Source organism: Lewinella sp. IMCC34183 (assembly GCF_003390915.1).
Classification (GTDB): Bacteria; Bacteroidota; Bacteroidia; order Chitinophagales; family Saprospiraceae; genus Neolewinella.
This window is the reverse complement of the sequence record NZ_QMEM01000002.1, coordinates 295,071-313,973: the sequence shown is the minus strand read 5'-3', so window position 1 is coordinate 313,973 and position 18,903 is coordinate 295,071. Positions and strand designations below refer to the sequence as shown.

At 64.9% G+C, this 18,903-nt stretch carries 15 protein-coding genes; 1 reads left to right on the top strand and 14 read right to left on the bottom strand.

From position 1 onward, the window contains the following. Positions 1-4 precede the first annotated feature (4 nt). Positions 5-2,101, top strand: coding sequence for a RagB/SusD family nutrient uptake outer membrane protein (locus DQG19_RS06530; RefSeq protein WP_116125436.1), 2,097 nt, complete (start codon positions 5-7; stop codon positions 2,099-2,101). A 13-nt stretch (positions 2,102-2,114) separates the two neighbouring features. Here the strand turns inward: DQG19_RS06530 and DQG19_RS06525 are convergent, their stop codons facing one another. The 14 genes from DQG19_RS06525 to DQG19_RS06455 all read right to left on the bottom strand — a co-directional run bounded on the left by DQG19_RS06525 (position 2,115) and on the right by DQG19_RS06455 (position 18,778). Continuing rightward, positions 2,115-3,164 (bottom strand): response regulator, encoded by a 1,050-nt coding sequence (locus tag DQG19_RS06525; protein ID WP_116125435.1) that lies wholly within the window; start codon positions 3,162-3,164, stop codon positions 2,115-2,117. Further along, the gene (locus DQG19_RS06520; RefSeq protein ID WP_116125434.1) at positions 3,157-4,347 is read right to left on the bottom strand and encodes a PAS domain-containing sensor histidine kinase; all 1,191 of its coding nucleotides are present in this window, start codon (positions 4,345-4,347) and stop codon (positions 3,157-3,159) included. The genes DQG19_RS06525 and DQG19_RS06520 overlap by 8 nt, the downstream gene beginning before the upstream one ends. A gap of 108 nt (positions 4,348-4,455) precedes the next feature. Beyond that, a complete protein-coding gene (locus DQG19_RS06515; RefSeq protein WP_116125433.1) occupies positions 4,456-4,686 on the bottom strand; it encodes a hypothetical protein in 231 nt (76 codons plus the stop codon). Between the two features lie 110 nt (positions 4,687-4,796). Further along, entirely contained in the window at positions 4,797-5,483 is a 687-nt protein-coding gene (locus tag DQG19_RS06510; RefSeq protein ID WP_116125432.1) for a sulfite exporter TauE/SafE family protein, read from the bottom strand. Positions 5,484-5,486: 3 nt separating this feature from the next. After that, a complete protein-coding gene (locus tag DQG19_RS06505) occupies positions 5,487-5,921 on the bottom strand; it encodes a FixH family protein (RefSeq protein ID WP_116125431.1) in 435 nt (144 codons plus the stop codon). Positions 5,922-5,927: 6 nt separating this feature from the next. Beyond that, positions 5,928-7,415 (bottom strand): 4Fe-4S dicluster domain-containing protein, encoded by a 1,488-nt coding sequence (locus DQG19_RS06500; RefSeq protein WP_116125430.1) that lies wholly within the window; start codon positions 7,413-7,415, stop codon positions 5,928-5,930. Then, a complete protein-coding gene (locus DQG19_RS06495; RefSeq protein WP_116125429.1) occupies positions 7,412-8,428 on the bottom strand; it encodes a c-type cytochrome in 1,017 nt (338 codons plus the stop codon). Before DQG19_RS06495 ends, DQG19_RS06500 begins: the two co-directional genes overlap by 4 nt. A gap of 8 nt (positions 8,429-8,436) precedes the next feature. Then, on the bottom strand, positions 8,437-10,602 hold the full coding sequence (ccoN, locus tag DQG19_RS06490; protein ID WP_116125428.1) for a cytochrome-c oxidase, cbb3-type subunit I: 2,166 nt from the start codon (positions 10,600-10,602) through the stop codon (positions 8,437-8,439). Further along, complete coding sequence (gene ccoS / locus DQG19_RS06485) at positions 10,586-10,750, bottom strand: cbb3-type cytochrome oxidase assembly protein CcoS (protein ID WP_116125427.1); 165 nt, start codon at positions 10,748-10,750, stop codon at positions 10,586-10,588. Before ccoS ends, ccoN begins: the two co-directional genes overlap by 17 nt. Positions 10,751-10,807: 57 nt before the next feature. After that, on the bottom strand, positions 10,808-13,207 hold the full coding sequence (locus DQG19_RS06480; RefSeq protein WP_116125426.1) for a heavy metal translocating P-type ATPase: 2,400 nt from the start codon (positions 13,205-13,207) through the stop codon (positions 10,808-10,810). A gap of 3 nt (positions 13,208-13,210) precedes the next feature. Further along, positions 13,211-14,560 carry an oxygen-independent coproporphyrinogen III oxidase gene (gene hemN / locus DQG19_RS06475; protein ID WP_116125425.1) on the bottom strand — a complete coding sequence of 450 codons (1,350 nt, stop codon included), beginning with the start codon at positions 14,558-14,560 and terminating at the stop codon, positions 13,211-13,213. Between the two features lie 1,001 nt (positions 14,561-15,561). Beyond that, a complete protein-coding gene (locus DQG19_RS06465) occupies positions 15,562-16,725 on the bottom strand; it encodes a methylmalonyl-CoA mutase family protein (protein ID WP_116125423.1) in 1,164 nt (387 codons plus the stop codon). A gap of 242 nt (positions 16,726-16,967) precedes the next feature. Further along, complete coding sequence (locus DQG19_RS06460; protein WP_116125422.1) at positions 16,968-18,245, bottom strand: hypothetical protein; 1,278 nt, start codon at positions 18,243-18,245, stop codon at positions 16,968-16,970. Then, complete coding sequence (locus DQG19_RS06455; RefSeq protein ID WP_116125639.1) at positions 18,242-18,778, bottom strand: RNA polymerase sigma factor; 537 nt, start codon at positions 18,776-18,778, stop codon at positions 18,242-18,244. Before DQG19_RS06455 ends, DQG19_RS06460 begins: the two co-directional genes overlap by 4 nt. Between the last annotated feature and the right edge of the window lie 125 nt (positions 18,779-18,903).

Below are 18,903 nucleotides of genomic sequence, written 5' to 3'. Positions count from 1 at the left end.
TATTATGAAAGCTACTTCCATCATGCAATTCGGGACGAAGGCCCTGGTCGCCGTCGCCCTGCTGTTACCCTCCTGTTCCGACGATTTTCTTGACGAGGAACTGACGACCGCCTATTCCACCCAGTACTTCGAGACGGCCCAGGGACTCGAGGACCTGGCCATCTCCCTCTACGGTAACCTCCGGTGGCATTTCGGCTACGAATGGGCCTACGGACTGACGCTGTACGGTACCGACGAGTTCACGAACGCCAATGATCTCACCAACGAGATGTGGAACACCTACGACAACCGACTGGGGCCGATCGGCGCCAGCCCGGCGACCGGCGCGGCCAACAACAACGCTACTTCTCCGGCCTCCCTCTGGGACCAGCTGTACTACGGTATCGCCTCGGCCAACATCATCATCGCCAACGCCGAATTGATCGACGACGAGGTGATCCGCAAGCGGTCGCTGGCCCATGCCTACTTCCTGCGCGGGTACAATTACTACCGACTCACCGCCCAGTACGGTGGCGTCGTTCTCCAGCTTGAGCCGGCTACCGGCGTAGTCCGGAACTTTACCCGCGCCACCGAGGAGGAGTGCTGGGCACAGGTGATTTCCGACCTGCGCAATGCCTACGATAACTTCGAAGGAGAGGACTTCACCTATGGTAAGGGCATCACCTGGACGAAAGCCACTGCCGCCCACTTCCTGGCCAAGGCCCTGCTGTTCCGGGCGTCGGAGCGGAACAGTGAGTGGAACGCTCCCTACATCGACCAGGATCTGGCGGAAGCCATCGAAGTCTGTACCTACGCCATCGGCGCCCGGGCGCTGACCGACGAATACCGCGACCTGTACGCCAACTGGACCGGTGTCGACAGCGAAGCCGAGCAGCTGGACGAAATCCTCATGGCCGCCGGGCACAATGCCGACGAATCCACCTCCGGTCGCTTCGGTAACCGGACCTACAACTACTTTACCCCGCAGTTTTCCAACTTCTCCGGCGGCTGGGTAAGAAGGGGTGTCTGGATCGGTGGCATGGACTTCCAGCGCTGCCGTCCCACCGAGTACACCTACGCCGTCTTCGACCACGTCAACGATTCCCGTATGTGGAAGACCTTCAAGACCGTCTACGGCATCAACAACATCGTCGACCCGGAGGCGAACCTGGAACTGGGCGATCCCGGCATCGTGATGATCCTCAACACCGAGGACGACAATACCTACGACAATTACACCTTCGGTGCTTCGGTGCAGGACCCGAACTGGCAAGACGACGCCGGCCGCCTGCCGGCGTGGGAGTATGGAATGCGGCAAACACCAACCTCCGGTTCCCTGACCAATACCGTCGGACAGTTCGTCCCCAACTCCCTGGTCCTGTACCAGAACGGCGAGTACGTATCCCCCGACTTCAAGTCTACCCCCATTTCCAACTTTTTCGCGGGTATCAACAAGACCGACGACGGATCGCGCTTCGCGGAGAAGGGCGACGCGCACCGCGATGTCACTATGGCTCGCCTGGCCGAAACCTACCTGTTGCGGGCCGAGTGCTACGCGCGGCAGGGCAATTACGGACCGGCCATGGACGACATCAACGTCATCCGCGAACGCGCTGAGTGGAAGGAAGGCGAAAACCGCTCCTACTACATCGACGGCTCCGTTGCTTTCGAGAACAATTCGCTGAATACCGGGTCGGCCATGGACAACTACGTCAACTCCAACCTGAACATGAATACGTATTACCTCTCGAACCCTGACCTCGAGGTAACTACGGCCGCCTCCGACCTGACGCTGACCTCCTTCCCGGATAACCTGCCGGCCGAAGACGAGGCCGTACTGCAGGCGCTCGGGGTATCCACCCCCTACGAACGCGCCCTGCACTTCATCCTCAACGAACGCACCCGCGAGTTGCTGGGCGAGTGGCAGCGCTGGGAAACCCTGTCTAGAACGGGTACCCTCATCCAACGCGCCCGGGCTTTCAATCCCGAAGCCTACGCCATTCAGGAGAACAAGCACGAACTGCGGCCCATCCCCCAGGCCTTCCTCGACGGACTCCTCAACGAGGATGGTACCAACCTGAGCGAGGAGCAGAAAGCCGACTGGCAGAACCCCGGGTACTAGCCCCGGGCCACGCCTACACTAATAGGTTGCGTAGCCCCTCCGGGTCCAGGAGTACGATGCGGCGCCCCTCGGTTTCCAGCAAACCGTCGCGCCGAAAATCGGCCAGGGCCCGGATGGCGCTCTCCTTGGTGGTGCCGACCATCTGGGCAAGTTCTTCACGGGCGAGCTCGAGGGGCTGCCCCGGCTGCCGCTCCTGTAGATCGCAGAGGACCAGAGCGGTCCGACGGCGTACACTGTCGTAGGCCTGGAGCACCAGCCGGTCGTTCTGCCGGGCTACCCGCCGCGCCATCAGGTGCATAAGCCCCTCGGTGACGGTCCGGTCGCTGGCGATCAGCTCCCGGAGCCGGTCCGCCGGCAGCAGGCGGCAGGTTGCTCCTCCGGTGGCGGGGCGGGCGGTGTACGGACTGACGCTTCGCTCCAGTACGGCGGGAATACCGAAGTATTCGCCGGTGTCGAGTACCGCTACGATGTAGTCGCGGCCGTACGGGTGGGTACGGCTGAGGTGTACCTGCCCGGATTCTACCCGGTACACAAAATGGGGATAGTCATCGGCTCCCACGATCGTGGCTCCGGCTCCGTATTCGCGGCTCTGCCCGTCCCGCTCGAAGACCGTCCGCAGGTGGGCCAGCCCCCGTTCGGGATCGCTGAGGTGTACCGTAGGGGCGGGGCCTGCCGCGGGCTTGCGCCGGGCTGCCTTGCGCAGCCGCGTGCGGATCACCTGTAGCAGCTCGTCCTTGTAGAAGGGCTTGGTGATGTAGTCATCGGCACCCAGGTTCATGCCCCGGCGCACGTCCTCCTTTTCGGAGCGGGCGGTAATGAAGATAAAGGGAATGCCGGCCGTGGTTTCGCGTTCGGCCAGCAGGTCCAGAACACCGTATCCGTCCAGTTCGGGCATCATTACGTCGCAGAGAATCAGATCGAACGATTCCTGCTGGGCCAGCTTTACCCCCGCGATGCCGTCAGCGGCGGTGGTGGTGCGGAAGCCGGACAGTGTCAGTATTTCCGCCAGGTTCTCGCGTACCTCCGCGTTGTCCTCGATGATCAGAATATGTTGCTCAGCCACGCTCGGGTAGGTGTTGGGGAAGGTCGACGGTGAAGGTGGAGCCCGCGCCCTCCGTGCTGGTGAATGAAATGGTTCCGCCGAGCAGGTCCACGTAGTGCTGCACGATGTTGAGGCCCAGGCCCGTCCCCTTGATGTTCTCCACGTTGCCGGCCCGGAAGAAGCGGTCGAACAGGTGCACCTGGTCCGCGGCCGGGATCCCGATCCCGTGGTCCGTTACGCGGATCGACAGGCGGTCGGTCGCCGCCGGCGCTACGTCGACACGTACCTCCGCCCCCTCCGCCGAGTACTTGGCGGCGTTGGAAAGCAGATTGAGCAGCACGTGGCGCAGCAGCTTCGGGTCCGTCGTCATGGTACTGACCTCGTCCGCTACCTCCATCTGTACGTACTGTCCGGGGCGCAGCTGTCCCTCGCTGCCCTCGATGGCGGTACTGATGAGCGCGCGCACGTCGGTCGGTTCCCGGTTTACGCTTACCGCTCCCTGTTCGAGCTGGCTGAGGTAGAGGAAGTCGTTGAGTACCTCGGTCAGTTGCCGGACCGACTCCTTGATCCGGTCGATGTGCCGCTCCCGGTTGGGTTGCTGGTCAGTCTCCGGGTATAGGCCGATGAGCTCGACGGAACTGAGGACCGTGCTCAGCGGGGTTTTGAACTCATGACTGGCCATGCTCAGGAACCGGCTTTTGAGCTCGTTCAGCTCCCGTTCCTTACCCAGTGCGCGCTCCAGTTCCCCTTCCCGGGCACTGAGCTCGGCGGTGCGGTCGGCAACCTTGCGCTCCAGGTCGCGGTTGAGCTCCTCTACCCGTTCACGGGCACGGTGGTAGTCGGTGAGGTCGTGCAGGATGCCCGTGTAGAGGGTTCCTTCTTTCAGCTGTGCCTCACTGACGGCCAGGCGGAGCGGGAATTCCGTCCCGTCGCGCCGCCGGCCCCATACCTCGCGGCCGATACCGATGATATGGGCTTCACCGGTGGTCTGGTAGCGGTGCAGGTAGCCATCGTGGTGCTCCCGGTCTTTGGTGGTCATGAGCACGTTGACCTTGCGGCCCCGCAGTTCGTCCGGGTGGTAGCCGAAGAGCCGTCCCGCCGCCGGGTTCACGTTCTCGATCCGCCCGCGGACGTCCATCGTTATGATGCCGTCCGTAGCCATTTCGAAGAGGGCGCGCAGCCGCCGTGCGGCGTCATCGGTCATAGAAGGATTTGGGTTAGTGAGGGGGGCAAGATACGCGGACAACGAACGGCCGCCCCGCGTTGGGCGGAAGCGGCCGGTCCAGATATATCAACGATTGGAAGCGGGTGTCTAGGCTACTTTGTCTTTGCGAGGCTGCGTGGCGGGCAGCGAAATCACCGGGGTAGCTTTCTTCTTGGCGGGCGCGGAGCCGAACTGAATACCCAGAATCGCGCTGAGGAAGAGCGGCAGGGCAAGCAGGGCGATGGCGTAGTAGCCGCTGAACATGCCGATGAGGACCACGGCCATCATGAGGTAAAAGCGGATGACGACTTTGTCGAAGGTTATTGCGTAGAAGCGCATGGCGGTGTGTTTTTGTTGCACTACAAAGGTGCGGCCGCCGCCGCCCCGCGCCGCTGATGCCCGTCATGCCCGTCGGTGATCCTGATCACCGGTACCTGCGTCCGCGCCCGTTACTGGCACATTGGTGGAAAGGCCAGGTCCCGAAAGCGGAGCAGGTCCACCGGTATCTCCGCCTGCCACCCTCGCCAGAGAAGCCAGAGTCCGCAGAGCCCCACCACCAGCGGCGTGTAACGCAGCAGGGCGGCGGACCAGCGGCCCAGTAGCCGGCGACCCGTCAGCAGCAACCCCACTAACAGGGGGAGGGTGCCCGCTCCGAAGGCCAGCATAAAGGCGGCACCCGCCGCGGCACCGGTTGTCTGGGCCGCGCCGATCACCGCCAGGTAGACCAGGCCGCAGGGCAGTAACCCGTTGCAGCACCCCAGGCCGAAGCGGGCACCGGGACCACCACCACGCACCCACCCGGCCCAGCGGTGGCGGAGCGCCAGCTGCCAGCGCACGTACAGGGGAACGTGGCGGCTCAGCCAGCCGGCGGGGTCCGACCGGCCGATCGCCAGCGCTACGAGTAATGCCCCGCAGAGCAGGGAGAAGGTAGCCTGAAGGTGGAGCAGCTGCAGGCCCACCCCGAGTCCCCCGAGTAGCCCCCCCAGCAGGGCGTAGGTGAGCAGCCGGCCCGCCTGGTAGGCCATCACCCCACGCCAGTCGCCCCCGGCGGCCCACATCAGCGGCCCGCACATGCCGGCGCAGTGCAGGCTGCCGAAGAGCCCCAGGCTAAAGGCGGTGAAGAGGGTGGACAGCATGGGTTACAGATCGAGGTTCAGTTCGTCGTAGTAGTCGGTGCCGTCCGCCGACCATTCCACGATGGCTACGTAGCGCCCGCGGGGCAGCCCGCCGGTGGGCAGCGCCATGCTCCCCCCGGGGTCCAGGTGGACGCGTACCCGGCGGTCGTGGCGGGCCGTGCTCGGCCGGTACAGCAGTACGGTGCCGCTGGCCGGGCCGGTGCCCGCGGGGAATCGCAGCCGTACGGCCTGGCCGTCCCGCTGTACCTCCAGGGGGGTGCCCCGCTGCCGGCTGTTGCTGCGCCGCTCGTACTCCTGCTGGTAATGGATGTCGCGCAGGTAATAGTCTTCCGTTACGAGGCTGTTGTCGAAGCGGGTGCTCTGTACGACGGCGAGGGCGAGTACGCCGACGAAGAAGAGGTAGAACAGCGCGATCCCGTGTCCCCAGTGCAGTTTCATGGTGGATCAGTTGGCAGGGTGAAGGAAGGAAGTGGTCACCACGTAGGTGTCGTCGCCGTAGGAGACCCGCAGTGGTATCTCGTCGGGGTACGGGCGATCCCCGGCGGCCACCACGAGGAAGAGGGCACCCTCGCTGACCTCACCGGGTGCCGCTACGGGCGCGCCCCCGATCAGGCGAACGTCGGCACCCACCTCCGCCGGCACCGTAAAGGTGACGGGCAGCGGGCGGCTGGTTTTGTTGACGATCTGGTAGGTGTACAGGTTGGTGACCGTACCGTCCGCCGGGGTGTGATAGAGTTGGCCGGGGGCGCGGAGCAGGATGACGTCGACGCCAGTACGCTGACTGAACAGGACCACGTTGAGGGCGATCAGGGCCAGCAGCACGCCGGAATAGGCCATCACCCGCGGGGTGGCCAGCTTCCGCCGCCGCTCGCGTACCCCCCGCTCGCTATCGTAGCGGATAAGGCCGCGTGGCCGGTCGATCTTGTCCATCACCGTGTCGCAGGCGTCGATGCACGCTGTGCAGTTGATGCACTCCATCTGAATTCCGTTGCGGATATCGATGCCCGTCGGGCACACCTGTACGCAGAGGCCGCAGTCGACACAGTCGCCCGGGGGCGGGGCGGGCAGGCTGGCCTCGATACGGTCCAGGATGCGGTCGCCGCAGGCTCCCCCGCCGGCCCGGCAGTCGGCACAGCTGGTGCAGGAGGTGCGCTTGGGCCGGCCGCGGTCGATCTTCCCGCGCGGCTCACCCCGTTCGTAGTCGTAGATCACGTTGGTGCTGTCGTCGTCGAGCAGCACCCCCTGCAGGCGGCCGTAGGGACAAATGGCTACGCACACCTGCTCCCGCAGGTAGGCGAATACGGCGTAAAAGACTCCGGTGAAGAGCACGATGGCAAGGAAGCCACCCGGCGCGTCGAGCGGCGACTGCCGTACGGTGGCTAGGACCGCGTCGGTCCCGATCACGTAAGCCAGAAAGGTGTGGCCGATGAGGGCTGAAACCAGCAGGAACAGGCTATGCTTCTGCACCTTCTTGCGCACCTTGGCCGCCGTCCACGGAGCCTTTGCCAGCCGCTTCTGGGCGTTGGCGTCGCCCTCTGTCCAGTACTCGATCTTGCGGAATACCATCTCCAGGAAGATGGTCTGCGGACATACCCAGCCGCAGAACAACCGGCCGAACACCACCGTGAACAGGACAATGAACACCATCGCGGTGATCATCAGGATGGCGAACAGGTGGAAGTCCTGCGGCGTGAACGGCAGTCCGAAGAGGATGAAGCGACGTTCCAAGACATTGAAAAGGAACAGCGGCTCGCCGCCAAGCCGTACCCACGGCAGCCCGAAAAGCAGCAGGAGCAGCAGGTAGCTGAGGCGGGTGCGCCACTGGTAAAAGCGGCCGGAGGGCTGGCGGGCGTAGACCCACCGCCGCTGGCCGCTTTCGTCGACGGTAGCGATCGCGTCGCGGAAGTTTTCGGAAGGGTGATGCGTGCTCATTTGAAGGTCTGGGCGGTGAAGAGATCTCCCTGCGGCTCCTTGCCGTTGGGCGGGTCGGTACCCTGCAGGCTGAGGATATAGGAAGCGACCTCCTGAATGTCGCGGGGGCGCAACTCGTTCTTCCAGGCGATCATGCCCTTATCCGGCACGCCATTCTTGATGGTGCGGAAAACGTCGGTAAGGGCACCCCCGTGGAGCCAGTAGCGGTCGGTAAGATTCGGGCCGATGCCCCCCTCCCCGGCCTTGCCGTGACAGGGCGCGCACTTGGCTTGAAAGACCCGCTGCCCGGCAGAGATGGCGTTGGCTTCCTCCAGTAGCATCACGTTGCTTTCGTCGATGGTATTTTCCTGGGTGGCCAGGTAGGCCTGTACCTGGGCCTCGGCCAGCGTCATCTCCGTGGCGTAGGCCTCCGCGTTGCTGACGGCGAAGTCCGAAAATTCCGCGTAGTAGAGGTACAGGGGCGCGAAGGCCACCGTCGCGTAGAACAATCCCTTCCACCAGGGGGGGAGGTTATTGTCCAGTTCGCGTACCCCGTCGTATTCGTGGTCGAGTACGATGGCCGCCTCCTCTTCGATGGGTACCGCGTCCGTCAGCCGCTCGTACAGTCGCTGCCACCAGGCGCGTGCCGGCTCCAGTTGCTCTAGTTCCACGTGCCGGAGCAAGGCCGGCCGGTGCTGCCGGATCAGGCGGGCCCGCTGCCGGGCCATGAGCTGGAAACACAGGTCGATCAGCGACCAGCAGCCAAGCAGGAAGACGATAAGCATCACGAAGGCCGCGACCTGCTGCAACTCCGTAAGCCCGCCGAGCGGGCCCGGGTACGCCGGGGTGGGGGCGGGGGCCAGGAGGAGCAGGTAGTAGCTGTCGCGCAGCGGCTGTCGCTCCACCTCACGGTAGCTGCCCTTGCGGCGGAACAGCACGAGTACGAGGGCGAGGGCGAACACCGCTGTGAAGGTGAGCAGCGCCAGGATGGCCAGCCAGTTGACGCCGGCGTCCTGCAGGAGGTACTTTGCCATGGGGAGGGCTAGTTTTGGGGGGTTCCTTGGGATTCGGGCTGGATATCCGTGCCGAGCCGCTGGAGATAGGCGATGATGGCCACGATCTCCTTTTCGGCCAGTTCCGGATCGTCGACGCCGCTTTCGCGCAGGCCGTCCGCGACGTCGCGCGCCTGCCGGCGCAGGTCTTCCAGGGCCCGCCGGTCGTAGCGGGCCGGGTAGGGCGTACCGAGGCGCTGCAGGGTCCGGATCTTGGCCGGCAGGTCGGTCACGTCCAGCTTCCGGTCCAGTAGCCAGGGGTAGGGGGGCATGATACTGCCCGGGCTCGTGCGTTGCGGGTCCATCAGGTGCTCGAAGTGCCAGCTGTCGAGGTATTTGCCGCCCACGCGGTGCAGGTCTGGGCCGGTGCGCTTGCTGCCCCACAGGTGAGGCCGGTCATAGATGAACTCGCCCGACATCGAGTAGGGGCCATAGCGGGCGGTCTCGGAGCGGAAGGGGCGTACCATCTGGCTGTGGCAGTTGTTGCAGCCCTCACGGATGTAGAGGTCGCGGCCCTCGAGTTCCAGTGGCGTATACGGTTGGACGGCCGCGATCCGGGGTACGTTGCTTTCAACCATGACCATGGGGAAGATCTCCGCCAGCCCGCCGATAAGGACCACGATGGTCGCACCCACCAACAGCTGTACGGGCCGGCGCTCGATCCAGCGGTGCCAGTATTCCCCGCGGTGGCCGGCAGGGCTGTCGCTCAGCGGCGGGGCGGCGGCGGCTTCGTTAGCGACCAGCTTCCCCCGCCGCACCGTGCGGACGAGGTTGTAGACCATCAGCACCACCCCGGCCAGGTAGATCGATCCGCCAAAGGCCCGCAGGGCGTACAGGGGCAGGATGGCGTCGACCGTCTCCAGGAAGTTCCCGTACTGGAGGATACCCTCCGGGAGGAACTGTTTCCACATGGCGCTCTGCGTCCAGCCGGCCCAGTACAGCGGCACGGCGTAGAAGATCACCCCGAGGGTGGCCATCCAGAAGTGGACGTTCGCCAGGCGACGACTGTACAGCGGGGTCCGGAAGATGCGCGGCAGAATGAAGTACAGGACACCGAAGGTGAGCATGCCGTTCCAGCCCAGCGTGCCGACGTGTACGTGGCCCACCGTCCAGTCGGTGTAGTGGCTGATGGCGTTCACGCTGCGCAGCGACAGCAGCGGTCCTTCCAGGGTCGCCATGCCGTAGGCCGTCACCGCCACGACCATCATCTTGAGTACCGGGTCTTCCCGGACCTTGTCCCAGGCTCCGCGCAGCGTCAGCAACCCGTTGAGCATGCCGCCCCAGCTCGGCGCGATCAGCATGATGCTGAAGACCGTGCCCAGGCTCTGTGCCCAGTCCGGCAGGCTGGTGTAGAGCAGGTGGTGCGGTCCCGCCCAGATGTAAATGAAGATCAGCGCCCAGAAGTGGATGATCGACAGCCGGTAGCTGAATACCGGCCGGTTGGCGGCTTTCGGCAGGAAATAGTACATCAGGCCCAGGTACGGCGTGGTCAGGAAGAAGGCGACCGCGTTGTGGCCGTACCACCACTGCACCAGCGCGTCCTGCACACCGGCGAAGAGGGGGTAGCTCTTCCAGAGGCTGACCGGCAGTTCCAGGCTGTTCCCTATGTGCAGCACGGTGACCGTTACCCAGGTGGCGATGTAAAACCAGATGGCCACGTACAGGTGCCGCTCCCGCCGCCGGGCGATGGTGCCGAAGAGGTTAATCCCGAACAGGATCCACACCAGTGCGATGCCGATGTCGATGGGCCACTCCAATTCGGCGTACTCCTTGCTCGTCGTAATACCCAGCGGCAGCGTGAGGGCCGCGGCCAGGATGATGGCCTGCCAGCCGTAGAAATGGAGGTAGCTCAGCGTGCCCGAGAACATCCGCGTTTTGAGCAGCCGCTGCAGGCTGTAGTATACCCCCATGAAGATGCCGTTGCCCACGAAAGCGAAGATGGCCGCGTTAGTGTGCAGCGGACGGATCCGGCCAAAGGTGGTTTCGGCTGTAATGTTCAGCGCGGGAAAGACCATCTGCAGGGCCGCCAGCAGCCCCACGCTCATACCCACCAATCCCCACAGGGAAGTGGCGTAGGCGAAGTACTTGACGATCCGGTTGTCGTACGTGAAGTGTTCCAGCCCGGCGGTGGGCGGCGATTTATGCAGCTGGGTCATCGTCGGATGATTCAGGGTCGAAAAGGATGCGCAGCGCAGGCGTGACGTCATCGTCGTACTGTCCCGTACCCACGGCCCAGAAGAAGGCCAGCAGGAAGCCCCCCGCGACGAGCAGGCTGAGCAGGATAATGAGGAGGATGATGGTCATGGCGAGTGATTGCGGCTGCAAGTTCCCCCCGCCCGGCCGCCCCGCGAATGACTACGGTCACGCCCCCCGGTGACATATATCACGGCGGTACGCCATCCAGCCTCCGGCGCATGCGATGCTCACCACCGTCAGCGAGCTCAGGGGCATGAGGATGGCCGCCACCACCGGGCTCAACGTACCGCTCACCGCAAACGATAGCCCCACTACGTTATACAGCGCGGCAAAACCGTAGGCAACGGCCGTTACGTACCTCATCCGGGCGGCGGCGCGCAGGATGCCGGGTAGACTACCGAGCCGCGTAGCGGCCAGGATTCCGTCGCTGGCCGGACTGAAGGCCGCCGTGTCCTCACTGACCGCCAGGCCCACGTCGGCGCGCCGCAGGGCTCCCGCGTCGTTCAGCCCGTCACCGATCATCACTACCAGGTGGCCCCCCTCCCGCAAGGCGTCCACGAAGCCGGCCTTTTCGAAGGGCGACAGCGCGAAGCGGGCGTCACCGTCCGGAAACCAGGTAGACCAGTAGTCGTCCGGCGGCGGCGCGTCGCCGGAAAGCAGGTACACCCGCCCCCGCGCCGCCAGCGCGCGCAGCGCCATTCCCGCCCCCGGCCGCAGTTCCGCCGGGGCCGCCCGCAGGCACAGAATAATCCGCTTGTCTACGGCGGCATAGGTGCCGGCGCCGCGGTCCGGTACTCTGCAAAAGGCCGCTCCGCCCACCCGGTACGTCCGGCCCCCGTACTCAAGTTCAAGGCCCCGACCCGCTCGCTCGGTAACGGCGGGGACGACCGTCGGCGCCACCCCGCGATCCGTGAGGGCGGCTACCAGGGCCTGACTTACCGGATGGGTCGACTGCCGGGCCATGGCCAGGATCACTCCCCCGCCGGGGGAGGTACTATCCAGCTCCAGTACGCTCGCCGCTCCCGGGGCCACCAGGGTGCCGGTTTTGTCAAACACAAAGGCGTCCGCCGTGGCCAGGCGGAGAATCACCGCAGGATCGCGCAGGTAACACCCCGCGCGCCCCAGGAGCCGCTGTAGGGTCCCGTACGCGAAGGGGGCGGCCAGGGCCAGCGCACAGGGGCAGGCAATGATCAGTACGGCGGTAGCGGACCGGTACGCCAAGCCGGGAGCCGTAGGGTACCAGTAGGCCAGGGTGCCCGCCGCCAGCGTAAGGATGGCCCACGTGAAGTACCGGACCAAGCGCTGCGGCGGGGTCACGGCCGGTGCGCTCCGTTCGTGCTGCCCCTGCCACAGCCGCAGGAGATAACTACTGCTCGCCGGGCGCGTCACCCGCAGCCGTAGCGCCCGCGTCGTGGCCCGCCCACCGGCAAATACTTCGGCCCCGGCCACCGCGGCCCGCGGGCGCGACTCCCCGGTCACGAAGCTATAGTCGATCCGTACCTCCGGCTGCCCGTCGCGCAGTACGCCGTCCACCGGTACGACCTGCCCCGGCCGCACCAGCAGGTGATCGTTGACGGCAAGTTCGCCGCAGTCAACCGGGGTAAGTGCACCGTCCGCCCCTTCCCGGTACGCCCCGATCGGGAAATAGTCCCGGTGGTCCCGGTCAAAGGACAGCCGCCCGAAGGTATAAGACTGGAACCAGCGTCCGACGAGCAGAAAGAATACCAGTCCGGCCAGGCTGTCCAGGTACCCGGCGCCGGTACCCGATAAAATCTCGTAGGCCGATCGGCCGAAGAGTGCAACCATTCCCAGGGCAATGGAAAAGTCCAGGGTATACCGCCGCTTCCGCAGCCCCCGCCAGGCATCGCGCAGGAAACCGGCGCCGGCGTAGCCCACCACGGGCAGGCTCAGCACGAGCATCAGCAGGCCCAGCGCCCGCCCGAACCCCGCCCCGTCGTGGTCGGCGTGGATACCGAGGTACTCCGGGAAGCTCAGCAGCATGATGTTGCCGAAGCAAAATCCGGCCACCCCGACGCGGTACAGCAGCGGGCGGTTGCTGGCCGTCCGTTGGTCGTCCGCCGAACCGGCCGGACGCAGTACCGGCGGGTAGCCCAGGCGTGCCAGTAGCTCCGCCAGCTCGTGCAGATTGGTTTGCCGCGGGTGGAAATCAAGGGTCGCCAGCTTTCGGGTCACGTCGACGCGGCATTCCCGTACCCCGGCCGCCAGGGTGGGCAGCTGCTCGAGCAGCCAGACGCAGGACATGCAGTGGATGGCGGGCAATTCCAGTTCAACCACCCAACGCTCGGCGTCGCGGTAGCGCGCCAGGCGGGCCGCCAGCCGTTCCTCGGTAAGCCAGCCGTAGTCTCCGGCGGGCGTTTCCCGCTGGCTGCGGCCCGGGTTCTCGGCGAGCTGGTAGAATTGCTGCAACCCGTGGTCGTGCAGCAGCCCGTACACGGTACGGCAGCCCGCGCAGCAGAACGGCAGGTCGCCGGGGCGCTCCGCAGGCCCGGGGCAGGGGTCGCCGCAGTGCGCGCAGCCGGGTGGGGGACAGGGGGGAGCGGACACGGATCAGATGGCCTGACTGAAGACCTGACCGTCCGGCTGCCGTTGCCAGTAGTAGTCGTCCAGGGGCAGGCATACGTTGCGCAGGAAGGGCGCACCCGCCTCCGTCACTTCCACCCGGTAGGGGGCCCGGCGTACGAGGCCATCCAGTGCCATGGCGTTCCAGTGCAGGATGGCCCGGTCGATGGCCGGGCAACGCTGCGCCCCGCCGCCCCACTCCGTGAAGCCGCGGCACATCAGGTTCAGGATGTGGCGGCGGACGAGCTGGTCGGCCTCCGTGAGCCGGTGGCCCCGGCTGATGGGCAGGCGGTCCTCCAGTAGCACAGCCCGCTGGTAAGCCTCCACTCCTTTCTCGTTCTGGACGTAGGTATCCCAACTGTCGCTGATGCCCGAGCAGCCCAGGGCCAGCGTCACCGGCGTGTTGGCCGTGGTGTAACCCATGAAGTTGCGGTGCAGGGTGCCGCCGGCGTGGGCGCGCGCGAGTTCATCGTCCGGGAGCGCGAAGTGGTCCAGCCCGATGTCGGTATAGCCCGCCGCTTCCAGCAGGCGACGCCCGGTAGCGTGGAGTGCCTGCTTCGCGGCCCCCACCGGCAGGTCGGCTTCCGAGTACGCGCGCTGGCCGGGACTGTGCCACGGTACGTGGGCGTAGCCGTAGAAGGCGATGCGGTCCGGACGCAGCCGCTTTACCCACTCGACGCTGCGCACGATGTCGTCCGTCCGCTGGCGTGGCAGCCCGTAGATCAGGTCGAAATTCAGAGAAGTAAAGCCCGCCGCCCGGGCTTCCCCGACGGTACGGAGCACGTCCGATTCCGTCTGCCGGCGGTTGATGAGCGACAGGATAGTAGGGTTGAAATCCTGCACGCCCACGCTGATGCGGTGAAACCCGCGGGCGGCCAGTACCGCCAACTGATTCTCCCCGGTACTGTTGGGATGGGCCTCAAAGCCGAAACTGTAGGTGTCCGCGATGTCTACCTGCTCCAGGATCCCGTCGACCAGCCGGCCCAGTTCCCCGGCCGAAAAGAAGGTTGGCGTCCCGCCGCCGAGGTGTAGCTCCCGCAACTGCGGCCGCGTGCCCAATCGGCGGACGTAGATCGCCAGTTCGGCCAGGACCGCATCGACGTAGGGCTGCTCCACGCCGTGGTTGCGGGTGATGCGCTTGTTGCAGCCGCAGTAAGTACAGAGCCGTTCGCAGAAGGGCAGGTGGACGTACAGGCTGATGGCGCGCGACGTAGCGAGCCGCCGGTCGACCGCCGCGAGCCACTCCGGCTCCGGGGGCGGGGCCGGTTGCCAGTAGGGAACCGTCGGGTAACTGGTATAGCGGGGCACGGGCCGGTTGTACTTCTCGATCAGGTGCATAGGGGCGGTGGTTTTGGCCAAAGGTGCGGCCCGTCGCCCGGCGGGGCAATGACGAACGACCGTCCGTCCGGTGATTAATGTCATAGGGGCCGGTCCCGTGCATACTTGCGGCAGCAGCCGTCGCGGGGGCCGGGGCGTCCCCGAGCGTATGCACGGTGTCTTCGGCCTGCCTGTCCGTAGATTATTAACGAGCTGTCCGTCGGCAATTCGTAGCTTTTTACGGAGTGCAGGGGTACTACCTTGAACCGGCCGAAGCAAACGGAGGGCTTCACCTCGTGGAGTGGTATTTCCCCTATATTGATAAAATCATATGACGAGCAATATGATATACCTTATTAAGGCAATTCTGATCGTATTGAGCGTATGTCAATTCGCATGCTCCCCGCCACGCGGGGCAAATGATCACTCCGTTGGTAATTCAACAGTTGCGGGAGGCGATACAGGTTATTACGTGATCACGGAAAACGACCAGGTAGTGGACCTGGTCGTAACCGACAGCGAGTTATACAAGCAGGCAACGGATACAGGAGACAGGCTTATAATAGGGAGACAGTTATTCTCCTACCTGTGTTCCGACTGTCACCCGCACAACAAGCTAGCTGACACCACGGGCTTCTACGACCGATCATTCGATCTGAAACAGACGCTTCTCCACGGGAGTTTAAATCATGGACGTTAGACGGACACCGTATTGGCCAGCGTGGATTCTTTTGATATCGCGGCTATTCAATATTTCATTGACAGGTACCAGCGGAATGAATCCAGGTATTAATCTGATAGAGATTTACGTATACCGACATAAATAGTATTTCCAGTCATCACGCGGGGCAACTAAAGCATAGCGTTACCTACTCTTTTATATTGCCGGAATACCCGCGGGAGGGTTGTAAAGACAATATCGGAGATATGCGCGACGGCATCGCAGCCTATCCGTGACGGCCGATTGTACCGGGGTAGGGGCGGTAGCTGCTTGGCTCCATAGCACCGCTGCATATGTACTGTTACACCTCACTCGCTACCCCGAACCCTCCCTGCTCCTCAATCGCCCGGAAGCGCTCCCAGGCGCTGTTCACGAGTTCCTCGGTGAGCTTTTCGAGGTAGTAGCTTCCGGCGGCGGGGTCGGCGTACTGGTCTAGTCCGGCTTCGAGCCGGAGCAAGTGCTGCACGTTGAGGGCCATCCGGTGACCGAAGGGGGTAGCCGGCTGATCGGCGCCCTCGGCCGGCGAAAGGAACAGCTGATCGGCACCGCCCGTCACGGCCGAGAGGGCCTGGGTGGTGAGCTTCAGCAGGTTGTGGTCGCGGTCGGCGGTCAGGGTGGCGAGGTCGGTATGGGCCGCGATGGTGGTGGGTGGTGCGTCCTCAATGCCGAAGCCGCGCAGCACGTTGGCCCACAGGATCCGCAGGGCGCGCAGCTTGGCGATGTCGACGTAGTAGCTGGTCCCCACCGTGAAGGCGAACTGCAGGTGGTCGTTGACGGTCTCGGCGGGATAGCCCAGGTCGCGCACCTGCTGCAGGTACTCGGCTCCCTTGGCGATGGCCAGCGCCAATTCGCTGTCGGCGGAGCCCGGACCGTTGTTGAAGCCCGCGGCGTTGACCTGCAGCACCTTGAAGTCGGGCATCCACTGGCTCACAAAGTCCAGCAACCGGATCAGCGGCGGGAAGGGCGGCTCACTCCAGTCGAGCAGGGGGTCGAAGTCAACGGAGCCGCGGATCTTCGTCAGGTCGTAGCCCTCCCGCCGCAGGTACTTGACCAGGTCGCGGAAGAGCTCCGCGGGGTCCTGGCCGGGATAGCGCAGCGAGCAGTGGAGCGAAACGAAGTCCAGGCGGATGTCCCGTAGCAGTTCCGTGATCTCCCCGGGCCCCGGTTGGTGGAAGAGCCGGAACAGCAGGGCCTCGGCCCCCTGCTCCAGCGCGTGCAGGGCGGAGGCGTGGATGACGTCACTGTCGCCCGTGTCCAGGTAGGCGCCGATTTCCCAGCCGGCGGCGCGCGACAGGGGCGGGCGGGCCGTTACCTCTTCGGCGGTATAGAGCGGGGAAAGACGGATACGTTCGTTTACCTCGGTGTCGAGCTGGCTCAGGTCGCCCTTCAGTTCGTCGGATACCCGGTCGAGCCAGTCGGCCTTATCGGAGGGGGGAAACGAGGGAGCGGACGCGTCAACGGGCATACAGCTTAGCTTGGTTGTGTGCTAAAAGTACAAAGGAAATGCAACGAACCGCCCCGGTGCCCCTGGTGATTCATCCACTGCACCCTGACGGACGCCGCCGCCCCGGTCAACAAGTGCCGTCTTCACCGAAGCGAGTAGCCGCGCCCCACGTAGGAGGCCGACGCTGGCATTACCGCTTTAGGTAATGACCTGAGTAAGTTTAGTCCAAGCGTGTGGCGGTTGACGGAGTCCAATAAAGACGCCTAGAAGGAGCGCCGCAGTCCCAGTTGCAGCCCGGCCGTCCAGTAGTGCTCGCCCAGCGGGGCATCCGGCCGGGTGAAGGAGCGGGGGTACGTCTTAAAGAAGGGTTCCAGGAGGAGGCGTGTCGTTCCGGCCGCGCCGAGTTTGTACGTGGTGGTCAGCGAGGCCGTCCAGCCCAGGCCCACGCTGCTGCGGTAGCCGCCGCCGTCCCGCAGGTCCAGGGGCAGGGCCCAGTCGGGGTGCAGGTAGCTGCCGCGCACGCTGCTGTAGGCGTTGATCACGGGTCCGGCATTGAGCGTCAGCCGCAGGCGCCCGCCCGACAGTCGCAGTCCGGCCAGTACCGGTACCTCCAGCAGCTGCAGGCGGTTGGTGCTGCGTACGAGGGTAGCTACCCCGCCCTGCTTGGTTTCGTACTCGAGCTGGTTACGGATCCTGGCGTAGGTCAGGCCGCTGAGGAGGCTCAGCCGCTCGGTCAGGCGGTAGTGTACGCGGGCGCTCACCTGGAAGCTCAGTTGGGGAAACTCGCTCACCTCGCGGGCGTCGCGCAGGCTGCGGTTCGCATCCTCACGCAGACTGAAACGCTGGTGGGCGTACATGGCTCCAAGCAGCACTTCTCCCTGCGGGCGACGGGAACCCCGGGCGGTAAAGGAATGATCGGCCATTACTGGTGGGGGAGCGGGCACGAAGGTGCCGGCCGCCACGCCGAAGGCTTTACCGGGTATGGCCGGGGTAACGAATGGGGCGGGAGCCGCGGTCCAGGTCGCGGGCGGCGGCACATCGGAGGGGGTACGGTCGTCGAAGAGCACCACGGATTCATTGCGGGACGCTGCTTCGGCGGCCGGCGCGGGTGCCGGGCCGGCCTGCGGGGGTAGGGCGCTTGGGTTCAGGACATCGGTCGGGGGCGTGCTGCGCATAGGGGTGACGAAGCCCGTATGCGCAATGATCGGGAAGGAACCCTGCACCTGCGGTACCGCCACGGTAGCATTACCCCTGCGGGGCGCCGGATCGATCGTGGACCAGGCAAGCGCCGCGAGCAGCAGCAACAGTAGGGCGGATGCGTAGCGACCCCGCACCGGGTGGCGGGCGGCCACGATCCGGTCCCACAGGTTAGCGGGTATGGCAGCCTGCCTGTGGGCGAGTTTGTCGGCGAAGAGGCGGTCGAGGGCATCGCCTTCGGGTACCTCTCCCTTCCGGGCGGCAATCTTGTTCCAGAGATCGGCGGGCACTTCGGGCTTGCGGTCGCCCAGCCCCCCGCGAAACAGTTCGTCGAGGTGATTCATATGGCGATGCGTTGGCGGCGTTCGATCTGCTGCTGCAGTACTTTCCGGGCCTTTAGGAGCTGGCTGCGGGAGCTCGCCTCCTGGATGCCCAGCTTCTCGCCAATCTCCTTGTGGCTGTACCCTTCGATGGCGTAGAGGTTGAATACGATGCGGTAGCCGTCGGGCAGTTGTTGGATGAGGGCCAGCAATTCCTTCTCCCCCAGGTCGGCGTAGGCCGTCGGTGCCCCGCCGTGTTCGGGTACGTTGTCGAGGCCGGTCTGTTCGAGGGCGAAGCGCTTGCGCTGGTAGGTCTTGAGGGCCACGTTTACGCACAGCCGCCGTGCCCAGCCCGCGAAGGAGCCCTGGAAGCCGTAGGTGTGCAGTTTGGCGTAGAGGCGCACGAAGGTGTCCTGCAGCACGTCCTCGGCCTCCGCCTGGGTACGGCAGTAGCGTTGGCATACCCCCATGAGGAGGGGAGCGTACCGCTCGAAGAGGGCGCGCTGGCACCGCTCGTCGTCCCGCAGGGACCCTTCGATCATTTCCTTTTCCTTCATGCTCAGCATTGGGAAGCCTCGTGGTTTAAAGATAAGACACCCCGCGCAGCCGAAACGTGGCCCCGGTAGGCGGCTTTGCCGACCGGGCGATGTTAAGACCCATCATCATGGGGCAGGGTACGCGG